General features: G+C 72.9%; 20 protein-coding genes. 16 read left to right on the top strand and 4 right to left on the bottom strand.

What is annotated here, in order from left to right; genetic code table 11:
* Window positions 1-187: 187 nt before the first annotated feature.
* Window positions 188-640 (bottom strand): Lrp/AsnC family transcriptional regulator, encoded by a 453-nt coding sequence (locus AB0G28_RS45600; RefSeq protein ID WP_361104578.1) that lies wholly within the window; start codon window positions 638-640, stop codon window positions 188-190.
* Between the two features lie 111 nt (window positions 641-751).
* Between AB0G28_RS45600 and AB0G28_RS45595 the strand changes: the two genes are divergently transcribed.
* From AB0G28_RS45595 to AB0G28_RS45560, 8 genes are all read left to right on the top strand, one after another.
* Entirely contained in the window at window positions 752-1,180 is a 429-nt protein-coding gene (locus AB0G28_RS45595; protein WP_361104575.1) for a rhodanese-like domain-containing protein, read from the top strand.
* A gap of 15 nt (window positions 1,181-1,195) precedes the next feature.
* Window positions 1,196-1,945, top strand: a complete 750-nt coding sequence (locus AB0G28_RS45590) for a type 1 glutamine amidotransferase (RefSeq protein ID WP_361104572.1) — start codon at window positions 1,196-1,198, stop codon at window positions 1,943-1,945.
* Window positions 1,946-2,039: 94 nt separating this feature from the next.
* Entirely contained in the window at window positions 2,040-3,173 is a 1,134-nt protein-coding gene (locus AB0G28_RS45585; RefSeq protein ID WP_361104570.1) for an inorganic phosphate transporter, read from the top strand.
* Between the two features lie 29 nt (window positions 3,174-3,202).
* Complete coding sequence (locus tag AB0G28_RS45580) at window positions 3,203-6,178, top strand: bifunctional [glutamine synthetase] adenylyltransferase/[glutamine synthetase]-adenylyl-L-tyrosine phosphorylase (RefSeq protein WP_361104567.1); 2,976 nt, start codon at window positions 3,203-3,205, stop codon at window positions 6,176-6,178.
* Between the two features lie 14 nt (window positions 6,179-6,192).
* Window positions 6,193-6,630, top strand: a complete 438-nt coding sequence (locus AB0G28_RS45575; protein WP_361104564.1) for an acyl-CoA thioesterase — start codon at window positions 6,193-6,195, stop codon at window positions 6,628-6,630.
* Between the two features lie 202 nt (window positions 6,631-6,832).
* Window positions 6,833-7,942: a histidinol-phosphate transaminase gene (locus AB0G28_RS45570; protein ID WP_361104562.1), complete on the top strand. Its 1,110-nt coding sequence runs from the start codon at window positions 6,833-6,835 to the stop codon at window positions 7,940-7,942.
* A gap of 116 nt (window positions 7,943-8,058) precedes the next feature.
* The gene (locus AB0G28_RS45565) at window positions 8,059-9,378 is read left to right on the top strand and encodes a helix-turn-helix transcriptional regulator (protein ID WP_361104559.1); all 1,320 of its coding nucleotides are present in this window, start codon (window positions 8,059-8,061) and stop codon (window positions 9,376-9,378) included.
* Window positions 9,379-9,492: 114 nt separating this feature from the next.
* Window positions 9,493-9,963 (top strand): flavin reductase family protein, encoded by a 471-nt coding sequence (locus AB0G28_RS45560; protein WP_361104556.1) that lies wholly within the window; start codon window positions 9,493-9,495, stop codon window positions 9,961-9,963.
* A gap of 51 nt (window positions 9,964-10,014) precedes the next feature.
* Here AB0G28_RS45560 and AB0G28_RS45555 read toward each other — a convergent pair whose 3' ends face one another.
* Window positions 10,015-11,073, bottom strand: coding sequence for an LLM class flavin-dependent oxidoreductase (locus tag AB0G28_RS45555; protein WP_361104553.1), 1,059 nt, complete (start codon window positions 11,071-11,073; stop codon window positions 10,015-10,017).
* Between the two features lie 230 nt (window positions 11,074-11,303).
* Here AB0G28_RS45555 and AB0G28_RS45550 point away from each other — a divergent pair, with 230 nt between their 5' ends.
* Genes AB0G28_RS45550 through AB0G28_RS45540 form a run of 3 tightly spaced genes read left to right on the top strand, consistent with a single transcriptional unit; the run spans window position 11,304 to window position 14,291 of the window.
* Window positions 11,304-12,731: an MFS transporter gene (locus AB0G28_RS45550; protein ID WP_361104550.1), complete on the top strand. Its 1,428-nt coding sequence runs from the start codon at window positions 11,304-11,306 to the stop codon at window positions 12,729-12,731.
* Window positions 12,728-13,732, top strand: coding sequence for a zinc-binding dehydrogenase (locus AB0G28_RS45545; RefSeq protein WP_361104547.1), 1,005 nt, complete (start codon window positions 12,728-12,730; stop codon window positions 13,730-13,732). The genes AB0G28_RS45550 and AB0G28_RS45545 overlap by 4 nt, the downstream gene beginning before the upstream one ends.
* A gap of 1 nt (window position 13,733) precedes the next feature.
* A complete protein-coding gene (locus tag AB0G28_RS45540) occupies window positions 13,734-14,291 on the top strand; it encodes a PadR family transcriptional regulator (protein WP_361104544.1) in 558 nt (185 codons plus the stop codon).
* Window position 14,292: 1 nt separating this feature from the next.
* On the opposite strand, the gene AB0G28_RS45535 is transcribed toward AB0G28_RS45540, so the two are convergent.
* Window positions 14,293-15,591, bottom strand: a complete 1,299-nt coding sequence (locus tag AB0G28_RS45535) for a helix-turn-helix domain-containing protein (protein ID WP_361104542.1) — start codon at window positions 15,589-15,591, stop codon at window positions 14,293-14,295.
* 54 nt (window positions 15,592-15,645) lie between these two features.
* Window positions 15,646-16,713 (bottom strand): aminotransferase class I/II-fold pyridoxal phosphate-dependent enzyme, encoded by a 1,068-nt coding sequence (locus tag AB0G28_RS45530; protein ID WP_361104539.1) that lies wholly within the window; start codon window positions 16,711-16,713, stop codon window positions 15,646-15,648.
* Window positions 16,714-17,019: 306 nt separating this feature from the next.
* Between AB0G28_RS45530 and AB0G28_RS45525 the strand changes: the two genes are divergently transcribed.
* From AB0G28_RS45525 to AB0G28_RS45505, 5 genes are all read left to right on the top strand, one after another.
* Complete coding sequence (locus AB0G28_RS45525; protein WP_361104536.1) at window positions 17,020-17,625, top strand: helix-turn-helix domain-containing protein; 606 nt, start codon at window positions 17,020-17,022, stop codon at window positions 17,623-17,625.
* A gap of 127 nt (window positions 17,626-17,752) precedes the next feature.
* A complete protein-coding gene (locus AB0G28_RS45520) occupies window positions 17,753-18,763 on the top strand; it encodes a methyltransferase (protein ID WP_361104532.1) in 1,011 nt (336 codons plus the stop codon).
* Window positions 18,764-18,864: 101 nt separating this feature from the next.
* Complete coding sequence (locus AB0G28_RS45515) at window positions 18,865-24,003, top strand: type I polyketide synthase (RefSeq protein WP_361104529.1); 5,139 nt, start codon at window positions 18,865-18,867, stop codon at window positions 24,001-24,003.
* A 33-nt stretch (window positions 24,004-24,036) separates the two neighbouring features.
* A complete protein-coding gene (locus tag AB0G28_RS45510) occupies window positions 24,037-25,674 on the top strand; it encodes an AMP-binding protein (RefSeq protein WP_361104526.1) in 1,638 nt (545 codons plus the stop codon).
* Window positions 25,664-26,698: a 3-oxoacyl-[acyl-carrier-protein] synthase III C-terminal domain-containing protein gene (locus tag AB0G28_RS45505; RefSeq protein WP_361104522.1), complete on the top strand. Its 1,035-nt coding sequence runs from the start codon at window positions 25,664-25,666 to the stop codon at window positions 26,696-26,698. The genes AB0G28_RS45510 and AB0G28_RS45505 overlap by 11 nt, the downstream gene beginning before the upstream one ends.
* Window positions 26,699-26,756: the final 58 nt, after the last annotated feature.

Below are 26,756 nucleotides of genomic sequence, written 5' to 3'. Positions count from 1 at the left end.
AGGCCCTTTCTTCATATCCAGACCCCCCCGTGTCGACCCTCCAATCACGTGAGTCGACCGTTCAATCACGCGTGTCGGCTTCCGGATCACACGAGTTCCGGCCTGAGACACGCGAATCCCGCCCCAGGGCCGACGCCGTGATGCCTCCCCGATCACGGGTGATGCCCCTCCGGACACGCGTGATGCCTCAAACCGACCCCGGCCGGGCCAGCGGACGCCGGCGCAACGGCGACGACAACACCAGCGACGTCGTCGTCTCCCCGTACCGCTGGACCTTCTCGACCAACGCCTCCAGCTCCGCCGTGTCCCGGCACAGCACCCGCAGGATCCAGCACTCCTCACCGGTGACGTGGTCCGCGGCGATGACCTGCGGCAGCGGCAGCACCGCCGTCCGGAACCGCGGTGTGTCCAGGCTCCGCACCCGGGCCCGCACCAACGCCTCGATCGGCAACCCGAGTTTCGTCGTGTCGATGCTGGCCGCGTAGCCGGTGATCACGCCACGCTCCTCGAGACGGCGGACGCGCTCGGTCACCGCCGAACCCGACAGCGACACCCGGCGGCCCAGTTCCGTGAAGCTCAGGCGGCCGTCGGCCTGGAGGAGCTCCAGCAGGTGCCAGTCGACGTCGTCGAGGGGGTCCACCGCAACTCTCCCGGATTCGCTCGGCCAGAACAGGGAAATCCCCGGCCGGGCCGGGCTCCCACCCCGATTCTGCCCTGTGCCGGAGGCGCCGCCGCCAGCAGGATTTACCGCATGACCACCGCACGCACGCTCGCCGTCCCCGCCCCGGCGCCGGACGCCGCCGTGAAGTACTTCGGAGCCGAACTCGGCTTCGAGGTCGATCCCGACGACCTCGTCCGGGACCTCGAGGCCGGCCGCACCGACGGCTACGCCGTCGTCGAGACCCGGGCGCCCGAGGCCTTCGCCCGGGCACGCATTCCCGGCGCGATCAACCTGCCCTACCGCGACCTGACGCCGGAAAGCACCGCGCACCTCGACAAGACCCTCGTCTACGTCTGCTACTGCGAAAGTACCCAGTGCAACGCCGCCACCAAGGGCGCGCTCAAGCTCGCCGAGCTCGGCTTCCAGGTGAAGCGGCTCTCCGGTGGCATCACCGCCTGGATCGCCGCGGGATACCCGACAGAAGGAGACAAAGCACCGGGAATTCGCTGTGCCTGCTGACCTACCCTGGAAGGCGTGACACGACTGCTGATCATCCAGCCGGACCCGTCGGACCCGATCGGCCCCCTTGGCGACTGGCTGACCGACGCCGGCGCGGAGCTTGACGTCCGCCTGCAGCCGGACGGCGGGCTGCCGGCCGACCTCGACGGCTACCAGGGCGTCCTCTGCCTCGGTGGTGGCATGGCCGCGGAAGACGACGCCAAGCACCCGTGGCTGGCCGACGTCCGGCGGCTGCTGGCCAAGGCGGCGGCGAAGAACCTGCCCACCCTCGGCATCTGCCTCGGGGGCCAGCTCCTGGCCGTCGCGACCGGCGGCCGCGTCGAGGAAGGCCCCGACGGGCCGGAGGTCGGTCCGCACCTCGTCAGCAAGAAGGACGCGGCGTGGACCGACCCGCTGTTCGCCGACCTGCCGCTCATGCAGGACGTCCTCCAGTTCCACACCGACGCGATCACCCGGCTCCCGCCCGGCGCCGAGTTGCTCGCGTCCTCACCGCGCTACGCGCACCAGGCCTACCGGCTCGGCCGTTGTGTCTACGGTGTCCAGTTCCACATCGAGACGACGCCCGCCGTCGTCGAGAGCTGGGCCGCCGAAGCCCCCGGGGAGGCGAAGTTCGCCCGCCCCGGCGCGCTCGAGCACGACGCCTTGGTCACCGTGCACGCGGACATCGAAGAGACCTGGCGTCCCTTCGCACAAAGGTTCGTCCGGCTGGCCGCGGGAGAACTCGAACCGGCCGCGGGAAGTCAACGCACTTTGCCGCTGGCTTAACGACAAGGGTCACAACCAGCAACGTCCTGTTAACGCCGGGCGCACCCGTCAGGTACCTTGCGGAAGAAGTCCCCACAAGGGTTCGGAGGTCGGGGTGGACCCCTCGTTGCTGGTCGTGGTCGTCGTCGTCACGGCCCTGGTTTTCGATTTCACGAACGGGTTCCACGACACCGCGAACTCGATGGCGACGTCGATCGCCACCGGGGCCCTCAAGCCCCGCGTGGCGGTCGCGATCTCGGCGATCCTGAACCTCGTCGGCGCGTTCCTCTCGGTGGAGGTCGCGAAGACGATCTCCAGCGGGCTGGTGGACGACACGAAGATCGGCCCGTCGATCGTCTTCGGCGGGCTCATCGGCGCGATCGTCTGGAACCTCGTGACGTGGTTCGTCGGGCTGCCTTCGAGTTCGTCGCACGCGCTCTTCGGCGGCCTGATCGGCGCGACCTGGATCTCGGCCGGCGCCGATTCGGTCCACTTCGGAAAGATCGTCGAGAAGGTCCTGATCCCGGCCGCGGCGAGCCCGGTCATCGCCGGCGTCGTCGCCATGGTCGCCACCTACCTGGTGTACCGCTTCCTGGTCCGGCGCCGCCCGGCCACCCGCGGGTTCAAGGTCGGCCAGATCGTCTCGGCGTCGCTCGTCTCGCTCGCCCACGGCACCAACGACGCGCAGAAGACGATGGGCGTCATCACGCTCACCCTCGTCACCGCCGGCAGCCTCCCGGCGGGCGCTTCGCCGCCCGTCTGGGTGATCGTCAGCGCCGCGTGCGCGCTCGCGCTCGGCACCTACCTCGGCGGCTGGCGCATCACCCACACCCTGGGCAGGGGCCTGACGGACATCGAGGGCCCGCAGGGCTTCGCCGCCCAGACGAGCTCGGCGCTGGTCATCCTGATCTCGTCACGGCTGGGCTTCCCGCTGTCGACGACGCACGTGTGCTCCGGCGGCATCGTCGGCTCCGGCGTCGGCCGCCGCGACGCGCCGGTCCGGTGGCGGATGGCGGGCCGGATGGTCGTCGCGTGGCTGTTCACGCTGCCCGCCGCCGCGATCGTCGGCGCGATCTCCGGCAAGGTCGCCTCCCTCGGCACCGCGGGCACCGTCGCCGTCGGCGTGGTCGGGATCGGCGTCGGTCTCGGCATCTGGCTGCTTTCGCGACGGCACCCCGTCACCGCGCACAGCTTCCACGTGCCCGAGCCGACCCCCGCCGGAACCGAGCCGGGCCGGCTCGCCGCCTGAGGCCTGTTCCCCGGCTACGGTGGTCGGTGATGGCAGACCGCGCGCGAACGACCGCTTCGGCGGCGAGGTACGGCTTCACCGACGCCCGTGCCGAGGGGCAGTTGCGCGCGGCCGGCTGGTGGGACGACGGCGGTCCGGTCGCGTCGGCCACCGACGTGCTTTCGGCGCTGTCCCGCACCGCCGACCCCGACCTCGCGCTGCGCGGCCTGGACCGGATCCGCGAGGCGAGCGACGCCGAGTGGGCGCCGCTCGCGGAACAGCTCTGCGCGAACCGCACCTTCCGCGGCCGCTTGCTCGGCGTGCTCGGGACGTCCAGCGCGCTGGCCGACTTCCTCGGCGCGAACCCGGAGCACTGGCGCTCGCTCACCGGCGACAAGTGCACCGACGCCGCCTGTTACCGGGAAGCCCTGCGCGCGGCTCTCGTGAACGACGACGGTTCGGTGCTCACCGGGCTCAAGGCCGAGCAGGCGCTCAAGGTCGCCTACCGCGGCCAGCTGCTCGGCATCGCCGCCGCCGACCTCGGGCACGTCGTCGAGGCCGGGCTCGAGCACCCGCGCTACGCCGAGGTCGCCGCGCAGCTGACCGAGCTGGCCGAGGCCGCGCTGGCCGCCGGGCTGGTGGTCGCCGAAGCCGAGGTCCGCGCTTCGGCGGAGGGCACCCTCGCGATCATCGCCATGGGCAAGTGCGGTGGCCGGGAACTGAACTACGTCAGCGACGTCGACGTCATCTTCGTCGGCGGGGACGACCTCGGCGCCGCCACGCGGCTGGCGAGCACGATGATGCGGGTCGTCGGGAAAGCGTGCTTCGAGGTCGACGCGGCGCTGCGTCCCGAGGGCAAGGCCGGCGCGCTGGTCCGCACCGTCGAAAGCCACCACGGCTACTACCAGAAGTGGGCCAAGACCTGGGAGTTCCAGGCGCTGCTCAAGGCGCGTCCGGTGGCGGGCGACGCCGAGCTCGGCCGCCAGTACGCCGAGATGGTGGCGCCGCTGGTGTGGTCGGCGGCCGACCGGGAGAACTTCGTCGGCGAGGTGCAGCAGATGCGCCGCCGCGTCGAGGGGCACGTGCCGTCCGAGCACGCCGAGCGCGAGCTGAAGCTGGGCCGCGGCGGCCTGCGTGACGTCGAGTTCGCCGTGCAGCTGCTGCAGCTCGTGCACGGCCGGATCGACGCGAACCTGCGCTCGCCGTCCACGATGGACGCGCTCGCGGCCCTCGGTGAAGGCGGGTACGTCGGTCGTCAGGACGCCGCCGAGCTGGGCGCGTCGTACGAGTTCCTGCGGCTGATCGAGCACCGGCTGCAGCTGCGGCGGCTGCGCCGGACGCACCTCTTCCCGGCGGCGTCCGATACCGGCGAGCTGCGGATCCTCGCTCGCGCAAGCGGAATCAAGGCGAGCGGCGGCAAGAGCCAGGGCGAGACGCTGCTCGCGGAGTTCCGGCGGCACGGCAAGGGCATCCGCCGTCTGCACGAGAAGATCTTCTACCGGCCGCTGCTGCAGTCCGTGGCGAACGTGCCGACCGAGGCCCTGCGGCTGACCACCAAGCAGGCGGCCAGCCGGCTGGCCGCACTCGGCTACACCGCGCCCGACGGCGCGCTCCAGCACATCAAGGCCCTCACGTCGGGCGTCTCGCGCCGCGCCGCGATCCAGCAGGCGCTGCTGCCGGTGCTGCTCGACCTCTTCGCCGACACGCCCGACCCCGACGGCGGCCTGCTGTCGTACCGGAAGGTGTCCGAGGCGCTCGAAGACACGCCGTGGTACCTGCGGGTGCTGCGCGACGAAGGCACGGTCGTCGAGAACCTGGCCCTTCTGCTGGGGACGTCGCGGCTGGTGCCGGACCTGCTGGTCCGCGCGCCCGAGGTGCTGCAGCTGCTCGGGGACCCGGCCCGGCTGCTGGGCCGCACGCCCGGTGAGGTGGCGAGGTCGTTGCGTGCCGCCGTCCGGCGTCAGCCCGGGTTGAACGCCGCCATCGCCGCGGCGCGTTCGCTGCGGCGGCACGAACTGCTGCGCGTCGCCTGTGCCGATCTGCTCGGGCTCCTCGACGTGCCCGCGGTGTGCGAAGCCCTGTCGAGCGTCTGGGTGGCGGTGCTGCAGGGCGCGCTGGCCGCGGCGTTCCGCCAGCGGCAGGCCGAACTCGGCCGGACGCCGGCGCGCATCGCCGTGATCGGGATGGGCCGGCTCGGCGGCGCCGAACTCGGCTACGGCTCCGACGCCGACGTGCTCTTCGTGTGCGAGCCGTCCGAAGGGGTTTCGGACGCCGACGCCGTGAAGTTCGCTTCGTCGGTCGCGGAGACCGTCCGGAAGATGCTGGGCGCGCCGAGCTCGGACCCGGCGCTCGTCGTCGACGCCGACTTGCGGCCGGAGGGGCGGAGCGGGCCGCTGGTCCGGACGCTGGAGTCGTACCGCGCGTACTACGCGCGGTGGGGCGAGGTGTGGGAGGCGCAGGCGCTGCTGCGGGCGCGGTTCATCGCCGGCGACGACGAGCTCGGCGGCCGGTTCCTCGCGATGATCGACCCGATCCGCTACCCGGAAGGCGGCTTGGACGCGACGAAGGCGCGCGAGATCCGCCGCATCAAGGCCCGGGTGGAGACCGAGCGGATGCCCCGCGGCGCGGACCCGACGCGGCACACGAAGCTCGGCCGCGGCGGCCTCGCCGACGTCGAGTGGACGGTCCAGCTGTTGCAGCTGCAGCATGCGCACGAGATCCCGGCGCTGCGGACGACGTCGACGCTGAACGCGCTGGCGTGCCTGCCGGAAGCCGGCTTGGCCGAGCAGGCGCAGGCTGACTCGCTGCGGGAGGCGTGGCTGCTGGCGACGCGGGTGCGCAACGCCGGGATGCTGGTGCGCGGCAAGGCCGTCGACGAGGTCCCCGGTTCGGGCCGCGACCTGGCGGCGGTGGCCCGCGTGCTCGGCCAGTCGGCGGTGGACGACCCGGGCGAGTTCCTCGACACGTACCGGCGCATCACGCGGCGGGCGCACACCGTGGTGGAGCACCTCTTCTACGAAGCCTGACCTACAGTGGGCGGGTGACCGATCGCGAGCCGTTCCGGACCCGGATCAAGGTCCGGCACTACGAGCTGGACACCCTGGGCCACCTCAACCACGCCGTGTACCACTCCTACGGCGAGGTTTCGAGGCTTGAGCTGTTCGAAGCGGCCGGCGGCCTCGAAGGGCTCAGGCAGGAGCGGCTTGCTTCGGTTCTGCTGGAAACCCACGTGGTGTTCCGCCGCGAGCTGCGCGCGGGCGACGTGGTCGACGTGACGTGCGACGTCAAGTTCGGCGGCGGCAAGACGTTCAAGATGGACTCGGACATCGTGAAGCTCGACGGGACCCTGGCCGCGGAGATCACCTGCACGCTGGGGCTGATGGATTTGGAGCGCCGCAAGCTGGTCGCCGATCCGCGGGGCAGGTTCGAGGCGGCGGGCGCGGACCTGAAGGTCATGTCGACCGCGGAAGGCGACTGATCCCGCGAAACGGTGGCCGGTAAAAGAATCGAACGCCGGTTGAATAAGCGAATTTCGACCGATTTGTGAGTTTGGTCCGTCGTCGATACATCGATATAGTTGACGCCCGGAGCGGCGATGCCGTAGGTGTGGAACAACGCGCATCGTCGCGTCGAGACCATTGTGACCGGTATCTGCCGGTCGGGTCGCTTTGGGGGGATCGATGAACGACATCCGATCGGACTTCGGCAGGCGACACGCCGGCGAACGCCCGGCGCACGTGCTGTCGATGAACGAAAGTCCTTACGCACCACTGCCTTCCGTCCTGCGCACTTTGAACTCGGCATTGGGCCGCGTCAACCGCTATCCCGATCCGACCTGCACCGAACTGGCGCTGGAGCTCGCCCGTCGCCACCAGGTGCCGGACGAGCACGTGGTGGTCGGGCCCGGCAGCCTCGGCGTGGCCCGGCAGCTGGTCCGCGCCGTCGCGGCCCGTGGCCCCGGCGAAGAGATGATCTACCCCTGGCGGTCGTTCGAAGGATTCGCCGCGCTGAGCCGGATGACCCGGATGACCGGCGTGCGGATTCCGCTCGACACCGCCTATCGCCAAGACCTCGAGGCCATGGCCGATCGCGTGACCGAGCAAACGCGGCTGGTTTTCCTGTGCAATCCCAACAACCCCACCGGAACCGCGATTGCCGACGGAGAATTGCGCCGGTTCCTCGATCGCGTACCGGAAAGAGTCGTGGTCGTCGTCGACGAGGCTTATCACGACTACGCGACCGATCCGGCCGTCGCCAGTGGTGTCGACCTCTGCCACGAGTACGAAAACCTCGTGGTGCTGAAGACGTTTTCGGTGGCGCACGGGCTCGCCGACCTGCGCGTGGGGTACGCGATCGCCGCCGTCCCGCTGGTGGACCTCATGCACGAGCAGGCCTCGCCGTTCGCGGTCAGTACGCTCGGCCAGCAGGCCGCGCTCGCGTCCCTGGCGGCCGAGACCGAGCTGCGTGCCCGGATCCGGCGGGTCGTCGACGAACGCGGCCGGATCACCGAGGGACTGCGCACCATGGGCTACGACGTCCCGGAAAGCCAGGGCAACTTCGTCTGGCTCCCGCTCGGCGGGTGCAGCGTCGACTTCGCTCTCGCCTGCCGTCAGGCGGGGGTCGACGTGAAGCTGTACCCGGAAGGCGGGGTGCGGATCTCGGTGGGGCTGCCCGAGGCGAACGACGCGTTGCTCGACGTAGTGGCGCGGACGACCGCGATGTGCGCGACACCCGCCGAGTCGGTGCCGGGAGAGCCGGGTTCCTGCCGGATGTGCGTGCGGACGGTATGACGCGTTCCGCCATGGGTGTGGACGTCTTGACCACGGTGGGTATGACACAAGTAAAATTACTCCTCGCCATCAGTCAACCTTGTAAACGTCCCGGCCCGGCGGGAGGGACCACCGTGATGCCGCAGGACAACTTCGGCCGCAAGCTGCGGTCGGTCCGCCTGCAGCGTGGGCTCACCCAGGCCGATCTCGCCGGCGAGGGGCTGTCCACGAGTTACATCAGCCTGCTGGAGAGCGGGAAGCGGCCGCCGACCTCGGAGGCCGTGCTCAAGCTCGCCGCCCGCTTGGACGTCGCGCCCGAACTGCTCGTCGACACCCGGAACGACGGGCCCGGCGGCTGGTTCGCCGGGGCGGACGCGCGGGACGCCGAGATCGAGCTGGAACTGCGTTACGCCGAAGCGGACCTGCTCGCCGGGGACACCACCGCCGCGCTGCGGGGGTTCGCCGCGGTGTGGGAGAGCTCGGCCGCGTCCGCCGGTGCGCGGCTGGACGCGCTCGCGGGAACGGCCGCGGCGCGGGAGCGCGCCGGGTACCTCGAGGACGCCGCGGATGCCTACGCGCAGTGGCTGGAGTTGCGCGACGAATCACCGGAAGGGTGCTACGGCCGGTGGCTCGCCGTCACGGCCGGGTTCTGCCGTTGCGCCCGTGAGCTGGGCCGGGTCGCCGAAGCCGTCGAGGTGGCGGAGAAGGTGCTCGCCGAGGCCGGACCGCCGGGCCTGGCCGGCACGCCGGCCGGCCTCGAGCTGGCGAGCCTGCTCGCCCAGATGCGGGACGACCTCGGTGACGCCGCGTCCGGCCCGCTGCCCCCGGTGCCCGCCGACCGGGCCGGGTGGCAGGCCGGATACCTCTCCGCGAGCCGTCAGGCCAAGGAGCTCGGCCGGATCGAGCTGGCCCTGTCGCTCGCGGAGCGAGCGGTGCTCAGCGCCACGGTCGAAGCCGAGCTGCGTGACCTCGCGCGCGTCCGTGCGTGCGAAGCGGTCACGCTCGCGAGGCGTGAGCCGGCGGAGCTGACCCGGGCGGTCGAAAACGCGGAGGCGGCCGTCGCGGGGCTCGCCGCGGAGGCGCATCCGCCGCACATCGCGCACGCGGAGATCGCGCTGGCGACGCTGGTCGCCGAGGCCGGTGACGAGGATCGCGCCTTCGCACTGGCCAAAGCCGCGCTGGGCCGGCTGGGCCCGCCGTGGCGGCTGAGCCGGGCCCGGGCCGAACTGCTGCTCGGCCGCTGTCACCGCGGACGGGAAGAGCTCGCCGAGGCCGACGCCTGCTACGAGCGGGCGGGACGCGGTTTCGCCGAGGCGGGGCTGCCGCGGTTGAGCGCCCAGGTGCACCTCGAGCTGGCGGGAGCGCGGGAGCGCGTCGGTGACGTCGCGGAGGCGCTCGCGGCCTACCGCCGGGCGGCGGCCGCGATGGGGCTGACCGTCGGCGAGGACATTTCCTGATTCTGCGGCGAGAATTCAGCGGAATTGGAGAAATTGACTCGCCGATACCGGCGTTGTTAGAATTCACGGCAGCGAATCCGCTCTTTCCTTTTCCGTCCTTCTCGGGGAGTGGTCATGTCCTCCGTCGTCGAAAGTGTCGCGCTTCGGCGTGTGCTCGGTAATTTCGCCACCGGCGTGACCGTGGTCGCCACGGACACCGCCACCGGCCCGGCCGGTCTGGTGGTCAACTCCTTCAGTTCCGTTTCGCTCGATCCGCCTCTGGTGTTGTTCTGCATCGCCCGGAACTCGCGGACCTGGCCGCGGATCGCCGAGTCCGGGCACTTCGCGATCAGCTTCCTCGGCGACGACCAGGAGCGGGTGGCGCGGCGGTTCTGCCTGCGCGACGTCGACCGGTTCGCCGGCGAGGACCTGCTCACCGTGGTCACGGGCGCTCCGGTGCTGGCGGCGGCCTGCGCGTACGTGGACTGCGTCCTCGACGAGGTGCACGACGCGGGAGACCACCACATCGTCGTCGGCGCGGTCGTCGCCGCGGCCGAGCTCCGGCGCCGCGGCCCGCTGCTGTTCGTGCGCGGCTCCTACCGCTGAAAACGCGAAGGGCCGCCGCCGGGAAATTCCGGCAACGGCCCTTCGGGTGTTTCACTTGACGAGGGGAAGAGATTTCTCGGCGAACAGCCGCAGGCTGCGTTCCATCACTTCGAAAGGCTGGCCGCCGAAATCGATCTGCCAGACGATGGTGTCCAGGGAAAGAGCGTCCCGCAGTTCGCCGACTTTGGCCGCGACGGTGGCCGGGGAACCGGTGATGGCGCCGTCGAGGACTTCCGAGTCGCCGCGGTTGAGGGTCTTGCTGATGACGGCACCGTAACCCTGGTAATCGGGGGAGTCGACGGTGAGGACCGATTCCGCCGCTTCGCCCCAGACCTCCCAGTGCGCCCGCAGCAGCGGGGTGGCGATCTCCGCGGCCTCCTCGTCCGTGTCGGCCACCACCAGCGGAATGCTCAGCCCGACCTCGGCCTCGGGGCCTCCTTCGCCGTGCGCGGCCGTGAACGCGTCGCGGTAGAGCTTGACCAGCTCGCCCGCCCTGGCCATGTCGTCCGGCTGCGGCGGCGAGGCCATCAGCAGCTTGAAGCCCTTTTCGCCGGCCCAGCTGAAGCTCCGCGGCGACATGATCGCGGCCACCCACACCGGCGGGTGCGGTGCCTGCACCGGGGCGGGGAACGACGTCGCGTCGTCGTAGGAGAAGAACGGCGTCCGCTCGCTGACCTTGGTCTCGGTCCACAGCCGCTGGACCGCGTCGAGCGTCGCCTGGAACTGCGCGCGGCTGGTGTCCATGTCGACCCCGAACGCGCGGAACTCGTACGGCAGGAACGCCCGCGCGAAACCGACGTCGAGCCGGCCGCCGCTGAGGACGTCCACCTGGGCGGTTTCGGCGGCGAGCTGGACGGGGTGGTGGAACGACGCCTGGATCCCGCCGGTCATCAGCCGGATCCGCTCGGTCCGCGCGGCGACCGCGGTGAGGAAGTTCAGCGGGCTAGGGCAGTAGCCGCCGTACTCGTGCAGGTAGTGCTCGGTCATCTTGACGTAGTGGAAGCCGAGGCGGTCCGCCAGCTCGGCCAGGCGGAGCACGTCGTCGTAGTACTGGGCGGCCGGGCGGATCGCGGCCCGGCTGTCGGGCAGCAGCGAGATGCCGTACTTCATCGGAAGCTCCAAACGTCGTGCGCGAGGGCGCCCCGGCCTGGGACGCGCCGGATTTGACAAGTTGTCACAGTATCGGGAATCCTTCTCTTGTCAAGTAATTTGACAACGGCATCGGGTTGTAACGCCGAGGCTCCCGAGGTTGACACGGGTGGTTCACAGTGGCGCGAGCGTCTGGTATACCTCTAATAGAGCTACCTCGATTCGAGGTACTAGACCGAGGAGGGATCCGCATGAGCGCGGAGGCGGATGTGCGAGGAACGGCGGCCGTCCCGGCCCGGCCACGACGGGCGCCCGGCTGGGCGGTGCTGACCCTGCTGTGCCTGGCGCAGTTCATGGTGCTGCTGGACGTGTCGATCGTGAACGTGGCGCTGCCCGCGATCCGTGACGACCTCGGCTTCACCCGCGCCGGCCTGCAGTGGGTGCCGAACGCCTACACGCTCGCGTACGCCGGGTTCCTGCTGTTCGGCGGGCGGCTCGCCGACCTGTTCGGCAGGCGGCGCGCGTTCATCGGCGGGCTCGTCGCGTTCACCGCCGCCAGCCTGGTGTGCGGGATCGCGCCGAACGCCGAGACCATGCTCGCCGCGCGGGCGGTGCAGGGACTCGGCGGTGCCGTGCTCTCCCCGGCGATCCTCACCGTCCTGGTCACGTCGTTTCCGGCCGGACCGCGCCGGACCCGGGCGATGGGCGCGTGGAGCGCCGTCGTGGGCAGCGGTGCCGCGGCCGGGTCGCTGCTCGGCGGCCTGCTCACCGGACTCGCCGGCTGGCGCTGGATCTTCTACGTGAACCTGCCGATCGGCGTGCTGGCGATCGTCGCCGCCTGGCTGATGATCGGCGACCTGCCGCGGGCGGGCGCTCGCCGCGCGGCCGACGCCTTCGGCGCGATCCTCGTGACGCTGGGCCTCACCGCGCTCGTCTACGGCACCATCGCGGTCGCCGACCACGGCTGGAGCGCCCCCGCGACCCTGGTGCCGCTCGCTCTCGCCGTCGTGCTGCTGGCCGGGTTCCTGCTGCACGAGGCCCGTGGCACGCGGGCACCCCTGCTGCCGTTGCGGCTGTTCCGTTCGCGGGCGGTGTCGGCGGGCAACCTGGCCATGTTCTTCCTCGGCCTGGCGGTGTTCCCGAGCTTCTTCTTCCAGTCCCTGTTCCTGCAGGGCGTGAAGGAGTTCTCCGCGGTGGACACCGGCCTGGCGTTCCTGCCCGAATGCCTGGCGCTGGCGCTGGGCGCGCAGCTGTCGACCCGGCTGCTGGCCCGGACCGGGCCGCGGCCGCTGATGCTCGGCGGCCCGGCGATCTCGGTGGCCGGCCTGGCGTGGATGGCGCTCGCGGCCACCGGCGGCTCCGTGCTGACCGGGTTGATCGTGCCCAGCGTGCTCGCCACCTTCGGGCTCGGGCTGGCGATGACGCCGGTCGCGCTCTCGTCGACGGCGGTCACCGACCCGGCCGACGCCGGGGTGGCGTCCGGGCTGGTGAACACCACCCGGCAGGTCGGGCTCGGCCTCGGCATCGCGGTGCTCGGCACCATCGCCGCGACCCGCACCGCCGCGGCGGGGACCGGGCCCGCGGCACTGGCGTCGGGCTACGCGCTGACCTTCGGCGTCGGGGCCGCGTTCGCCCTCGCCGCGGTGGTCGCCGCGCTCGCGATCCCGCGCAAGCCGTGACCGGGCCCTGGATGTGGGCCGCGGTCGCGCACGGTCCGGGCGGGCCGGACGTCCTGCGCGTCGAGCGGCGGCCGCGGCCGGCGGTCCGCGCGGGCTGGGTGCTGGTGCGGATCGCCGCGTTCGGCCTCAACCGGTCGGAGATCTACACCCGGCAAGGCCACTCGCCGGATGTGCGGTTCCCGCGGGTGCTCGGCATCGAGTGCGTCGGGACGGTCGAGGAGTCCGGGACCGCCCGGCTCGCGCCGGGCACCGTGGTCGCCGGGGTGGTCGGCGGCATGGGCCGCGAGTTCGACGGCGGCTACGCCGAATACGCGCTGCTGCCGCAGTCGCACGTCATCCCGCTGGAGACGGATCTGGACTGGCCGACCCTCGCGTCGCTGCCGGAGACCTACCTGACCGCGGCGGGCTCCTTGGACAACCTGCGCCTGCGCCCGGACGACCGGCTCGTCATCCGCGGCGCGACGTCGTCGGTCGGGGTCGCGGCGCTGGCACTGGCCAGGGCGGAGAACCTGCGGATCACCGCCACCACCCGGAACCCGGCCAAGGTCGCCGCGCTGCGGGCACTGGGCGCGGACCACGTCGTCGTCGAGGACGGCGACCTGCCGGCCGCGATCGCGCGGGTGTGGCCCGGCGGTGCCGACCGCGTGCTCGACCTGGTCGGCGGGGTCGCCGTGCTGGCCGCGCTGAAGCTGCTCGCCCCGGGCGGGATCCTGTGCCACAGCGGGATCCTGTCCGACACCTGGCGGATCCCGGAGTTCGAGCCGCTCGACGCGATCCTGCCCGGCACCTACCTCACCACGTTCTCGAGCCGGACGATTTCGGCGGCCGCCTGCGGCGAACGGCTGCAGGGCATCGTCGACGACGTCCGGCGCGGGCTGTACCGGCCGGTGATCGACCGGGTGTTCACCCTCGACCGGATCGCCGACGCGCACCGGCACATGGAGAGCAACCGGGCGGTGGGGAAGATCGTGGTGGTCACCGGGGCGGGCGACGGCGGCTAGCATGGCGTACCGGAAGGAGAAGATCGCTCTGCTCACCCTCGCCATCCTGGGCTTCCTCAACGAACGGCCCATGCACGCCTACGAGCTCAAAGGCCACATCGCCGGGCTGACCGGCCACGTCCGGCCGGTCAGCGACGGCGCGCTGTACCCCGCGATCAAGCGGCTGCGCACGGCCGGGCTGCTGACCAGCGAGACCGTTCCGGGGTCGGGCGCCGCGCCGAAGCACGTGCTGTCCCTCACCGACGCCGGGCGCGCCGAGCTGGCGCGGCGGCTGCGCGAGCCCCAGGAAGTCGAAATCACCGACCGCAACTCGTTCTACGTGCTGCTCACCTTCATCGGGGCGTTGCACGACCCGGCGGAAGAGGCGCGGCTGCTGCGGCGGCGGCTGGAGTTCCTCGACGGCGCGGCCAGCTACTTCTACCGCGACGGGAAACCGTTGCGCAGCAAGGACATCGAGGATCGGTACCGCCGCGGCATGCTGCGCATCGCGAGCGCCACGCGCAAGTCCGAACGCGAGTGGCTGCGCGAGACGCTGGACGACCTCGCCGCCGCGGAGTGACTCAGGCGGTCAGGTTCAGCACCGCGGTCGCCCGGCGGTAGGTCTGCAGCGCCGCCGCCGTGTCCCCCGCGCGTTCGTAGCCGTCGGCGAGTCCGAAGAGAACCTTCGCGGCGTCGTTCGGCCGCCCCTCTTCGACGTCGGATTCCGCGACTTCTTCCTGGATCCGGGCGGCTTCGGGGTGTTCGCCGAGCTCCCACAGGACCTCGGCGAGGGTCAGCCGGGCGTTCCGCGCCGTGAGGCCGGACAGCGGGCACAGGGCCCCGGCCACCCGGGCCGCTTCCTCCGCGGCTTCGAGCCGGCCGGCGGACAGCAGCATCCGTGAGTGCTTCGCGGTATACGCGGCGCGGACGGTTTCGGCGCCCGGAACGCCGAGGTCCGCCAAGGCGGACCGCATCAGCTCCAGGACCTCTTCACCCGCGCCTTCGACGCGGAAGCGCTCGTAAGCGTGCGCGGCCTGGACGACGGCCAGCCGGGCTTTCGTGCGTTCGTGGCCGTACTCGATGACCGCTTGCCGCGCCAGGGCCAGCGCCGAGGTGGTGCGGCCCTCGTCGCGGGCGGCCCGGCCGGCCTCCCGGTAACGGTCGCCGCGAGCGCGGGCGGTCGCGAGCTCGCGGGCGGCCTCGAAGGTCGCGGTCGGCGGCTCGGCGGGCCCGCCGAGCTCCTGCCGCAGTTCGGTGACGGTGGCGGCGAGTTCCAGGAACTCCGGGTCGGCCACGTCCGGGGCGGCGAGCCCGCGTTCCCCGGCCGCGAGGGCCTGATCCGGCCGGCCCAGCTCGCGCAGCACACGGCACAGCCCCAGTGAAGCCGGGACCCAGCCGTCCGGCCGCTGGTCCGGTTCGGCGGGCTCGCCCGCCTGCTCGAACCAGTCGGTGTAGTGCTTCTCGGCGGTGTCGAAGCTGCCGAGCGCCTCGGCCGCGGCGGCCATCCCGAGCAGCGCGGACCGCCGGTGGTGGCGGTCGACGGCTTCGGCGTGCACGGCGGAGAACCCGGCGAGCGCGGCGTCGGCGTCCCCGGCCAGCAGGTCGGCCGTGGCGAGCCGGAGCCGCAGTTCGGCCGCGGTGTCGCCGCGCGTGTCCTCGTCCGGCAGGTCGGCCTCGGCCCGCTGGCCGAGCAGGAACTCCGGTGCGACGTTCAGCTGCGCGGCGATCTTGACGACGACGTCCGCCGTCGGCGCGCGCTTCCCGCTTTCGAGCAGGCTCACGTAACTCGTGGATATTTCGCCGCCCGCGACCTCCTCCTGGGTGAGCCCCCGCTGCAGGCGCAGGGTCCGCAATCTGCGGCCGAAGGTGGCGTCGGTCATGATCCGGATGTTACACCGGCCCCCTCAACCGGCACGGTGTCGCGCGGCCCGTTGTCAAACCTCGCTCGACTGCCGGTCAAGTCCCGTGCCCGGGAATTGACCGCTCCCGGCGAAGACGGTCGCGACGCGCAGGAAGGCGTCGTTCGCCTCCGGGGTGCCGACGGTCACCCGGACGCCGCGCCTCGGGAACAACCGGACGTCGACGCCGCCGCGCTGGCAGGCGCTGGCGAACTCGGTGCTGCGCTCCGCCAGCGGGAGGAAGACGAAGTTGGCCTGGCTGGGCACCGCGGGCACGCCGGAGCGGTGCAGCCCGGTGACCAGGCGCGCCCGTTCCCCGACGATTTTCGAGATTCGCTGCCCGTGTTCGCCCTGGGCGCGGAGGGCGGCCCGCGCGGCGCACTGCGCGACGGTGCTGATCGGGAACGGCGCCGCGAACGGGTGCAGGCGGTCGGTCAGCTCGGCGCGCGCGATGAGGTAGCCGATGTTGAGCCCGGCGAGTCCGTAGGTCGCCGACAGGCTGCGCAGCACGGCGACGCCCGGACGGCCGGCGTAGAGGGGGATGCCGGATGCGACGTGGGCGTTCGTCGCGAAGTCCCGGTAGCTCTCGTCGAGCACGACCACCACGCCGGCGGGCAGCCCCTCGAGGAAGCGCTCGAGGCACTCCTGGGTGATGGTGGTCCCGCTCGGGGTGCTGGGGTTGCCCAGCAGGATGACCGCGGGGCCGCCGGCGGCGGCCTCGGTGAAGGCGGCGGGCAGATCGCCGGCCGGGTCGCCGAGCGGTACCGCCACCGGGACGACGGCGTCGGGCAGGCGGTGCCCCGCCGCGCTGTCGAGGGAGTCTTCGGCGTGGACGAGCCGCACCGGCTCACCGTCCACGAGGGACTGTGCCAGCTGGACGAGCAGCGCGTGCCGCCCGTGGCCGACCACGACGTGGTCCGCCGGCACCCGGTGCAGGCGGGCTATCTCGCCGACGAGCTGCTCGCACGTGGGGTCGGGGTGCCAGTTCAGCCGCCCGATCGAGCCCACGATGGCCGAGCGGACCGCGTCGGGTGGCGGGTACGGGTTCTCGTCGAGGGACAGGGTGTGCCGGATGCGCGGGGCGGGTGTGACCGGATCGACCAACTCGGGCCTCCGCTCGGGCGACGTCGTCGGACGTGTGGAGGCATGATGCGCGGGCGGTGCTGCCGTTTTCATGTGCTACCCCCAGGAACTGACGGACAGACTACCGGAAAATCCCGGCGGACATGACCCGTTTCATGACGGGTTTTTCGATCTATTGACAGGATGTGACAGCCCGCCGGCGGTAGGCTCCGACGGCTAACCGGAACGCTGCGTTTCGGTCGATGCTAAGCGGAACGCAGCGTTCGGGCAAGGGTGTGACGGTGGCCAACCGGAACGGAGCGTTCGGCTTGTGGCTTAGGGTGTGGCATGCGCAGTGACGCCCAGGCGAATCGCGACCTCGTCATCCGTGCCGCGCGAAGGGTCTTCTCGGCGCAGGGTGCCGGGGCGCCGATCGACGAGGTCGCCCGGCAGGCCGGCGTCGGCGCGGCGACCATCTACCGGCACTTCGCCGACAAGCGCGCGCTCATCGAGTACGTCTGCCTCGACGCGCTGAAGACGACGGCGAGGATGGCGCGGGAGGTCGCCGAGGCCGAGGCCGATCCCGCCGTGGCTCTCGAGTCCTACCTGGACCGGGTCCTCGACTGGGGAGCCGGCTCGACGTTGTCGGCGGTCCTGGGCGAGCTTTCGCTCACCGAGGAACTCGCCGCGGCGCACCGGGAACACGACGAAGCGGTCGGCGCGCTGCTGACCGCCGCCCAGCGTGCCGGGGCCGTCCGTCCGGAGCTCTCCACCGGCGACGTATCGCACCTGCTCGCCTGCCTCGCCCGGATCCCCGGCGAGGCGGCTCGGCTGCGGCCGCGGTACCTGCGCCTGGTCGTCGACGGCATGCGCCCGGCGCCGGACGGAGCCCGGCTGCCCGGCCCCGCGCCGTCGCACGAAGACATGGAACAGCTGCTCTTCAAGGCGCCCTGACGAGCGTCCCGACGCGTTGTCATACGGCTTGTAAAGTGAGTCATGTGACTCTGTTGACATCAGTCCCGCTTCTTGCTTACTGTTGTTGACGAGCCGGTATTTCGCGCACGCAAGGCGGGAGCAGACGATGGCGTACGAAGGTGAAGAGCTCAGCGCGGACGCGATCCTCAAGATCGCTTCGGGCTTCCGGACCGCGAAAGTGCTCGCTTCGGCGGTGGAGCTCGGTCTTTTCACCCTCCTCGACGACGGGCCGAAGACCGCCACCGAACTCTGCGCCACGCTGGGCCTGCACGAACGGGCGGGCCGGCACTTCCTGAGTGCCCTCAACGGCCTGGGCATGCTCCGGCTCACCGACGGCCGCTACGAGAACACCGCCCTCGCCGGGCGCTACCTCACGCCGCGGGCGGGCGCGGGGCTCGACGCGTTCGTCGGGTTCCTCGACCACGACCTGGCCCCCGCCTGGACCGGCCTGACCGAAGCGCTGCGGGCGGGCCGCCGCCCCGACCGGGCCGGGGACCCCTACCTGGAGCAGTACGACGACCCCGCCGGCCGGGAACGCTTCCTCGCGGCGATGGACTGGCTCAACGCGCCCATCTCGGCCGAGCTGGCCAAGCTCGACTGGCACGAGGTCACCTCGTTCGTCGACGTCGGCGGTGCCCGCGGCAACGCCGCCGCCCACCTGGTGCGCGAGCACCCGCACCTGCGCGGCATCGTGTTCGAACGGCCCGAGGTGTGGCCGGAGTTCGACGGTCACATGCGGCGGCTGGGCCTGGCGGGCACGGTCGAGTTCGAAGGCGGGGACTTCTTCGCCGACGCGCTGCCGAAGGCCGACGTCGTGGTGTTCGGGCACGTCCTGCACAACTGGGGCGACGAGGAACGGAACCTGTTGCTGGGCAAGGCGAACGACGCCCTTCCGCCGGGTGGCAAGGTGATCGTCTACGACCCCATGATCGACGAGGCCGACGGCCGGATCGCCGCGGCCATCGCCAGTCTCAACATGCTCGTCTGGTCGGCGGGCGGTTCCGAGTACAGCCGCGACGAATGCCGCGCCATGCTCACCGGGCACGGGTTCGACGTCGAGTCCGTGTTCGAGGCCGGCCCGGTCGACACCGTCGTCGTCGCCCGCAAGCGCGGCTGAGCGCTCCGCGCACCCACTCCCTTTTCACCCCACCGCGTCCGGGGCACGACCGGTGTTCCCCGAAACACGCGGCCCACTTCCGAAGTTGGGGGATCTTTGTCATGCTCGCACACGAAACACCGCTCGCCGTGGTCGGAATGGCGTGCCGGTTTCCCGGCGAAATCCATTCCCCGGAGGAGTTCTGGCGGTTCCTCGTCGAGGGGCGGAGTGCCGTTTCGAGAATTCCGGAAGGGCGCTGGGACGCCTACGCGACCGGTCCGGACAACGCCGCCGCGCTCGCCCGCACCACCCAGGCCGGGCACTTCCTGTCCGACATCGCCGGGTTTGACGCGGACTTCTTCGGGATTTCCCCGCGCGAGGCGATCGAAATGGACCCGCAGCAGCGGATCATGCTCGAAGTGGCGTGGGAAGCGCTGGAACGCGCCGGGATCCCGCCGCACACGCTCGCCGGCACGGACACCGGGGTGTTCGTCGGCGTGGGCACCGACGACTACGGCCGCCGCCTGCTGGAGGACCTCCCGAACATCCAGGCGTGGACCGGGATCGGGGCGTCGCTGTGCGCGGTGCCGAACCGGATCTCCTACACCCTCGACCTGCGTGGCCCCAGCATCGCCGTGGACACCGCCTGCTCGGCGTCGCTGGCCGCCTTCCACCTCGCCTGCGAAAGCCTGCGGCTCGGGGAGACACCGCTGGTGCTGGTCGGCGGCGTGATGCTGATGGCGGGGCCCGGGCTGACGATGGTGCTGGACGCGGCGGGCGCGATCTCGCCGGACGGCGAGTCCAAGGCGTTCGCCGAAGGCGCCGACGGCTACGGCCGCGGCGAAGGCTGCGGTGCGCTCGTGCTCAAGCGGCTGGCCGACGCCGAGCGCGACGGTGACCCGGTCCTGGCCGTCGTCCGCGGGAGCGGGGTCCACCAGGACGGGCGGACCAACGGCATCATGGCCCCCAGCCGCGAGGCGCAGGCGCACCTGCTGCGCCGGACGTGGGAACGGGCCGGGCTCGACCCGGCGACCGCGGACTTCGTCGAGGCGCACGGCACCGGGACGCGCATGGGCGACCCGATCGAGGCCGGGGCGATGGCGGAGGTCTTCGGCGCCGGCCGCCCGGCGGGCGCGGAATGCCTGATCGGCTCGGTGAAGACGAACATCGGCCACCTCGAAGCCGGTTCCGGCGTGGCGGGGCTGATCAAGGCCGTGCTGGCGCTGGGGCACGGCGTGGTCCCGCCCAGCCGGTACGCGGACCGGCCCAATCCGGCCATCCCGTGGGCCGAGTCCGGCCTGCGGCTGGTCGCGGAGCCGACGCCGCTGCCGGTGCCGCCGGGGCGACCCCGCCGCGCCGGGGTGTCCGGCTACGGCTACGGCGGCACCATCGCGCACGTCATCCTCGAAGCGGGGACGGCGCTGCCGCGGCCGTCGGCGCGGCGTGCCGAGGCGCCGGCGGCGAAGCTGTTCCCCGTCTCCGGCGCGTCCCCGGAAGCCGTGGCCGAGCAGGCGGACCGGCTGGCGACCTGGCTGTCCGGCGACGGCGCGGACGTGCCCCTCGCCGACGTCGGGCACACGCTCGCGCACCGCCGTGCGCACCTGCCGCACCGCCGGACCGTCGTCGCGGCGGACCGCGGCGAACTCGTCGCGGGGCTCCGGGCGATCGCCGCCGAGCCGCCCGAGGCCATTCCCGCGCGGCCCGGGGCGGTGTGGGTGTTCTCCGGGCACGGCTCGCAGTGGATCGGCATGGGCCGGCAGCTGCTGCGCGACGAACCCGTGTTCGCCGCCGCGCTCGACGACATCGCGGCGGTGCTCAAGGACGAGTTCGGCCGCACGCCGGAGGAGCTGGTCGAGGACGACGAGCTGACCGGCACCGGGGAGATCCAGGTCCTCATCTTCGCCATGCAGATCGGCCTCGCCGCGGTGCTCCGCTCGCACGGCCTCGAACCCGACGCGGTGATCGGCCATTCGGTCGGCGAGATCGCCGCCGCGGTGACCGCCGGCGTGCTGAGCCCCGCCGACGGCGCCCGGCTCGTCTGCCGCCGTTCCCGGCTGCTCGACCGGGTCGCCGGCCGCGGCGCGATGGTCATGGTGAGCCTGCCGTTCGCCGAGGTCGAAGCCGCGCTCGACGGGCACCCCGACGCCGTCGCGGCGATCTCCGCGGCGCCCTCGGGCACCGTCGTGTCGGGTACCCCCGAGGCGATCGCGGAACTGAAGGAGCGCTGGTCGGCGAGCGGGATCGGTGTCCGCGCGGTGAACAGCGACGTCGCCTTCCACGGACCCCAGATGGACGCGCTCACCCCCGCCATCGAGGCGGCGTGCGCCGAGCTGGAGATCTCCGCACCGGCGCTGCCGGTGTACTCGACCGCGATGGCCGACCCGCGGACGGACGCGCCGCGCGACGGCGGCTACTGGGCCGCCAACCTCCGCCGGGCCGTCCGGTTCACCGACGCGGTGCGCGCCGCCGTCGAAGACGGCCACCGGCACTTCGTCGAGATCTCGGCGCACCCGGTCGTCACGCACTCGCTCGCCGAGACGCTGCTGGCCGACGGGGTCGAGGACGCGTCGGCGTCGTTCCTGCTGCGCCGGGGGAAGCCGGAGCTGACGATGCTGCTCGAAGGCGTCGCCGAGCTGTACCGGCGCGGCCTGGACGTCGGCTGGCGGCGCCTGCAGCCGGCGGGCGGGCTCGCCGGGCTGCCGGTCACCGCCTGGCGGCACCGGCACCTGTGGCGGGCGCGGCCCGCGTCGGCGGGTGGCCCGTCGGTCGTGCACGACCCGGCGAGCGCCACGCTGCTCGGCGGCCGGCTCACCGTCCCGGCCGGGACGCCGGTGGACGTCTGGCACACCCGGCTGGACGTGGACAACCGGCCCTACCCCGGCGACCACCCGGTGCGCGGCACCGAGATCATCCCCGCGGCCGTGCTGCTGAGCACGTTCCTGCGCGCGGCGGCGGAAGCGGCGGGCGGCCACCGGCGTGCCGCGCTGACCGACGTCGGGCTGCGGGTGCCGGTCGCCGTCACCGCGCCGCGGGACGTCCAGGTCGTCGTCCAGGCCGGTTCGCTGCGCCTGGTCAGCAGGCTGTGCGACACCGACGATCCCGACGCCTGGCTGACGCACACCGTCGCCTCCTCGGCCGGACCCGGCCGGAGCGAGCCCGCCGCGTTGACCGACGTCGTCGCGCGGTGCGCGACCGAGCTGGACCCGGGCTCGCCGATCGAGCGGCTGGCGACCGTCGGCGTCGCGGCGATGGGCTTTCCCTGGGTGGTCGGGGAACTGCGCGAGGGCGACGGCGAACTGCTGGCCAGGGTCGGCGCGGACACCTGGGCCGGGCTGCTCGACGCGGCGCTTTCCGTCGCCTCGACGGCGTTCCCGGGGCCGCAGGTGCTGCGGATGCCCGCCCGCGTCGGACGGGTGGAGATCTTCGGCGAAGACGTCCCGGCGGAGGCGTGGATCCACACCCGGGTGAGCGCCGATCCGGACACCGTCGACGTCGCGGTCCTCGCCGCCGACGGCACCACGCTCGCGGTGCTCGAGCGGCTCGCCTACGGCAGGCTCGACACCGAGGCGGCGCCGGACACCCCGCCCGCGCACCTGGTGCACGAGCCGGTGTGGCGGCCGGCCCCGGCCGTCGTCGCGCGCACCGCCGACTCGATCGTCGTGGTGGATCCGCACCACCGGCTCGCGGCGGTGCCGGCCGGGATGGGCGACGGCGTGTCCTGCCGGTTCGCCACCGACCCGGCCGCGGCGACCGCCGCCGACGCGGTCGTCTTCGTGCCACCGCGTGGCTCGGCGGAGGAAGTGGCCTGGGCGTTCACCGAGACCGTGCGCGCACTGGGCGACGGCCCGGCCCGGCTGTGGTGTGTCACGGAAGGCGTGCGCGCGGCGGAGGACCCGGGCGCGGTCGCGGAAGCCGCGCTCTGGGGCCTCGGCCGGATCGTCGCCACCGAGTACCCGGACCTGTGGGGCGGGGTGATCGACGTCGAACCGGGCGGGCTCGCCGGCGCCGCGAGCTCGTTGCCGCGCCTGCTGCGCACCGCGCCACTCGGCGAGGTCATCGGCCTGCTCGGCGGCGAATCCCTGGTCGAGCGCCTGGAACGGGTGGACCGCCCGGCCGGGCACGACGTCCTGCGCTGCACGAACGGCGGGACCTACCTGGTCACCGGCGGGCTCGGCGCGCTCGGCCTGGAGGTCGCGCGGCACCTGGCGGACCGCGGCGCCCGGCGGCTGGTGCTGGCCGGGCGGACGGCGTTGCCGCCGCGGGCGGACTGGGCCGCCGTCACCGACCCCGGGACCCGGCGGCGGATCGACGCGGTGCTGGAACTCGAAGGCCGCGGGGTCACCGTGCGCACCGTCGCGGTGGACGTCGCGGACGCCGGGGCGTTGCGGGTGGCGTTGGGCCCCGACGCACTCGGGCTGCCGCCGATCCGCGGGATCGTGCACGCGGCGGGCGTGGTGGACAGCCGGATGCTCGCCGACCTCGACCGGGAGTCGCTGGCCGCGGTGCTCGCGCCGAAGGCCGGGGGAGCGCTGGCCCTGCACGAGCTGTTCCCCGTGGGCAGCCTGGACTTCTTCGTGCTGTTCTCCTCGGCGGGGTTCCAGCTGGGCCTGCCCGGGCAGGCGAGCTACGCGGCGGCCAACGCGGTCCTCGACGGGCTCGCCCGGCACCGCGGTGACGGCACCGCCAGTCTCGCTTGGACGTCGTGGCGCGGGCTCGGCATGTCGACGTCGTCGGCGGTGATCGACCTGGAGCTCGGGGCGCGCGGAACCGGTGACATCACGGCGAGCGAGGCCTTCGCGGCGTGGGACCACGCCTGGCGCCGCGGCTGCGCGCACGCCGTCGTCCTGCGGATCCTGCCGGAGGAACCGGGGCAGTCGCGCCCGGCGATCCTCGCCGGGATCCCCGCCGGCCCGTCGGTCCACAGTGGACAGGAAGCGGAAGTGCCCGAGTGGGACTGGCTGCCGGGGGACGAGCTGGAGGCGTACGTCACCGACGTCGTCCGGGAGCTGGTGGCCGAGCAGATCACCGTGGCACCGGAGGAGATCGGCTCGCAGCGCCCGCTCGTCGAAGCGGGGCTCGACTCGATCATGGCGGTGCTCGTCCGGCGCGGCCTGGAGCGCCGGTTCCGCGTCGAACTGCCCTCGACGCTGTTGTGGAACCACCCGACGGTCGCCGCGGTGGGCCGGTACGTCACCGGCCTGCTCACCGCGGACGAGGACACCATCGCCCAGCCGGACCTGGACCTGCCGGCGAGCGCCTGAGCCGCCGGCGAGCAGTCGTCGAGAGGAGACGCCGTGGCGCTGCCCGGATTCGTCCCGTGGCCCGAGGAGGCCGCCCGCCGGTACGCCGAGACCGGGTGCTGGCGGGGGCGCCCGCTCGGCGACCTGCTCGCCGAGGCCGCGGTCACGCACGGCACGCGGACCGCCCTGGTCGACGGCGACCTGCGGCTCGGGTACCGCGAGCTGGCCGGGCGGGCCGACCGGCTCGCCGGCCGGCTGGCGGCGCTCGGGCTGCGCCGCGGGGACGCGGTGCTGACCCAGCTGCCGAACTCGGCCGAGCACGTGACGTTCCTGTTCGCGTGCCTGCGGCTGGGGGTGCTCCCGGTGCAGGCGCTGCCCGCCCACCGCGAGCACGAGCTCGCGCACCTGGCCGAGCTCGCGGACGTCCGCGCCGTGGCGACGGTGGACCGGTTCCGGGGGTTCGACCACCAGGAGCTCGCGGCGCGGGTCGCGGGGAAGCGGCCGGACCCGTGTCCGGTGCTGGTGTTCGGCGACGACGTCGCACCGGAGCACGCCGACCTCCGGCGTGCTCCGGACGGCCCGCTGCCGACCGGCGGGCCACGGCCGGGCGACGTCGCCCTGTTCCTGCTCTCCGGCGGGAGCACGGGACTGCCGAAGCTGATCGCCCGCACGCATGACGACTACGCCTACAACGTGCTGCAGTCCGCCCGCGTCTGCGGGTTCGGCCCCGGCACGGTCTACCTCGCGGCCTTGCCGATGGCGCACAACTTCGCCCTGGGGTGTCCCGGTGTGCTGGGCACGCTGGCCGTCGGCGGGCGCGTCGTGCTGGCGCCCTCGCCGCAGCCGGAACGCGCCTTCGAGCTCATCGAGCGCGAGCGGGTCACGGTGACGGCGCTGGTCCCCGCGGTGCTGAGCCGGTGGCTCGACCACGCCGGGCCCGCTGGCCCACCGGCCTTGGACTGCGTCCAGGTGGGCGGTTCGGTGCTGCCGCCCGCGCTCGCCGAGGAGGCGATGGCCCGGCTGGGCCCGCTGCAGCAGGTCTTCGGCATGGCCGAAGGCCTGATCAACTGCACCCGGCCCGGCGACCCGCCCGAGGTCCTCACCCGCACCCAGGGCCGGCCGATCAGCCCGTACGACGAAACGAAGATCGTGGACGCGCGGGGGAACCCGGTCGCCGACGGGGACGCGGGGGAGCTGCTCACCCGCGGGCCCTACACGATCCGCGGCTACTTCAACGCGCCGGCGCACAACGCGCGGTCGTTCACCCGGGACGGCTGGTACCGCACCGGCGACCTGGTGCGGCGGCACCCGAGCGGCAACTTCGTCGTGGAGGGCCGGATCAAGGACGTGATCAACCGCGGCGGCGAGAAGATCGCCGCGGAGGAGGTCGAGTCCCTGGTCCGCGCCCTGCCGGCGGTGCGCGAGGTGAGCGCGATCGCGGTGCCGGATCCGGACCTCGGCGAGCGGGTGTGCGTCTGCGTCGTCCTCGAACCCGGCGCGACGCTGGACCTCGGCGACGTCCGCGCGGCGTTCGCCCGCCGGGACACCGCGCGGTTCAAGATGCCCGAACGGCTGGAGATCTTCGGCGCCTTCCCGCGCACGCCCGTCGGCAAGACCGACAAACCGGCCCTGCGCGCGCTGGTCGCCGCGCGGGCGCCCGCAACGGAAAAGGGAGAAGCGCATGCGGTTTGACGACGGCCTCTACGTCCTGGGCGTCGAAGCCGAGTACGGCACGCTGGTGCCCGCGGCGGAGGCCGTCGCGGACGGCCGCTACGACCCCGAGTGGGCCGCCCGGACCGGCTACGTCTCGGCGTCGGTCGCCGACCGGGCGGCGCCGGAACTGGCGCTGGCCGCGGCGCGGCGGGCCCTGAAAGCGTCCGGTTTGGACGGTCCGGAGCAGGTCCGCGACCGCGTCCGGCTGCACCTGCACGCGTGCGTGTACCACCAGGGCGTCGACCTCTGGCCGTCCTCGTGCTACGTGCTCGACCGGGTGGGCGGCGGCGGAAGCGCGCTGACCTGCCAGGTCGGCGCGATGTCGAACAGCGCGATGGCGGCCTTCGAACTGGCCGGGCGGTTCCTCGACGGGCGCGGCCGGGCGTCGGACGCCGTGCTGGTCACCTCGGGCGACCGGTTCTGCGAGCCCGGCTACCGGCGCTGGGCCTCGGAACGGAACACGATCTTCGGTGACGCGGGGACGGCCGTGGTGCTGGGACGGTCCCCCGGCATCGCGAAAGTCCTCGCCTGCGCGTCGCACTCGGATCCCGGGCTCGAGGGGATGATCCGCGGCGACGCGCCGTTCACCCCGGCCAGCACGCTGCTGACCGAGCCGGCCGCGCTCGGCGAGCGGATGCGGCAGTTCGCCGCGCGCAGCGGGGGTACCGAGGCCGTGGTGCGCCGCAAGACCGGCGGCACGGTGGCCGCCGTGGAGCAGGTGCTGCGCTTCGCCGGCGTGTCGATGGAGGACGTCCGCTGGGTGCTCACGCCGTTCTTCGGGCGCCCGCACGTGCGGGACAACTTCCTGACGCCCCTGGGTATCGCGGCCGGGCGGACGATGACGGAGTTCGGGCTGACGGTCGGGCACCTGGGCTCCAGCGACCCGGTCGCCGGGCTCGCGCACCTGGTGGCCGAGGGCCTCGGCACCGCGGGCGATCTCGTGCTGATGCTGGGGATGGGGGGCGGCTACACCTGGACACCGGCTCTGCTGCGGCTGCTCTGACCACGACGCGGTTCCGGCGGGGGGGGGCGGGGGGGCGCGGGGGCGGCCCGCGCCGGGC

This window comes from Amycolatopsis sp. NPDC021455, assembly GCF_040640995.1.
GTDB lineage: Bacteria > Actinomycetota > Actinomycetes > Mycobacteriales > Pseudonocardiaceae > Amycolatopsis.
Note: the sequence above shows the minus strand (reverse complement) of the source record. Positions and strands in the feature narration are given on the sequence as shown.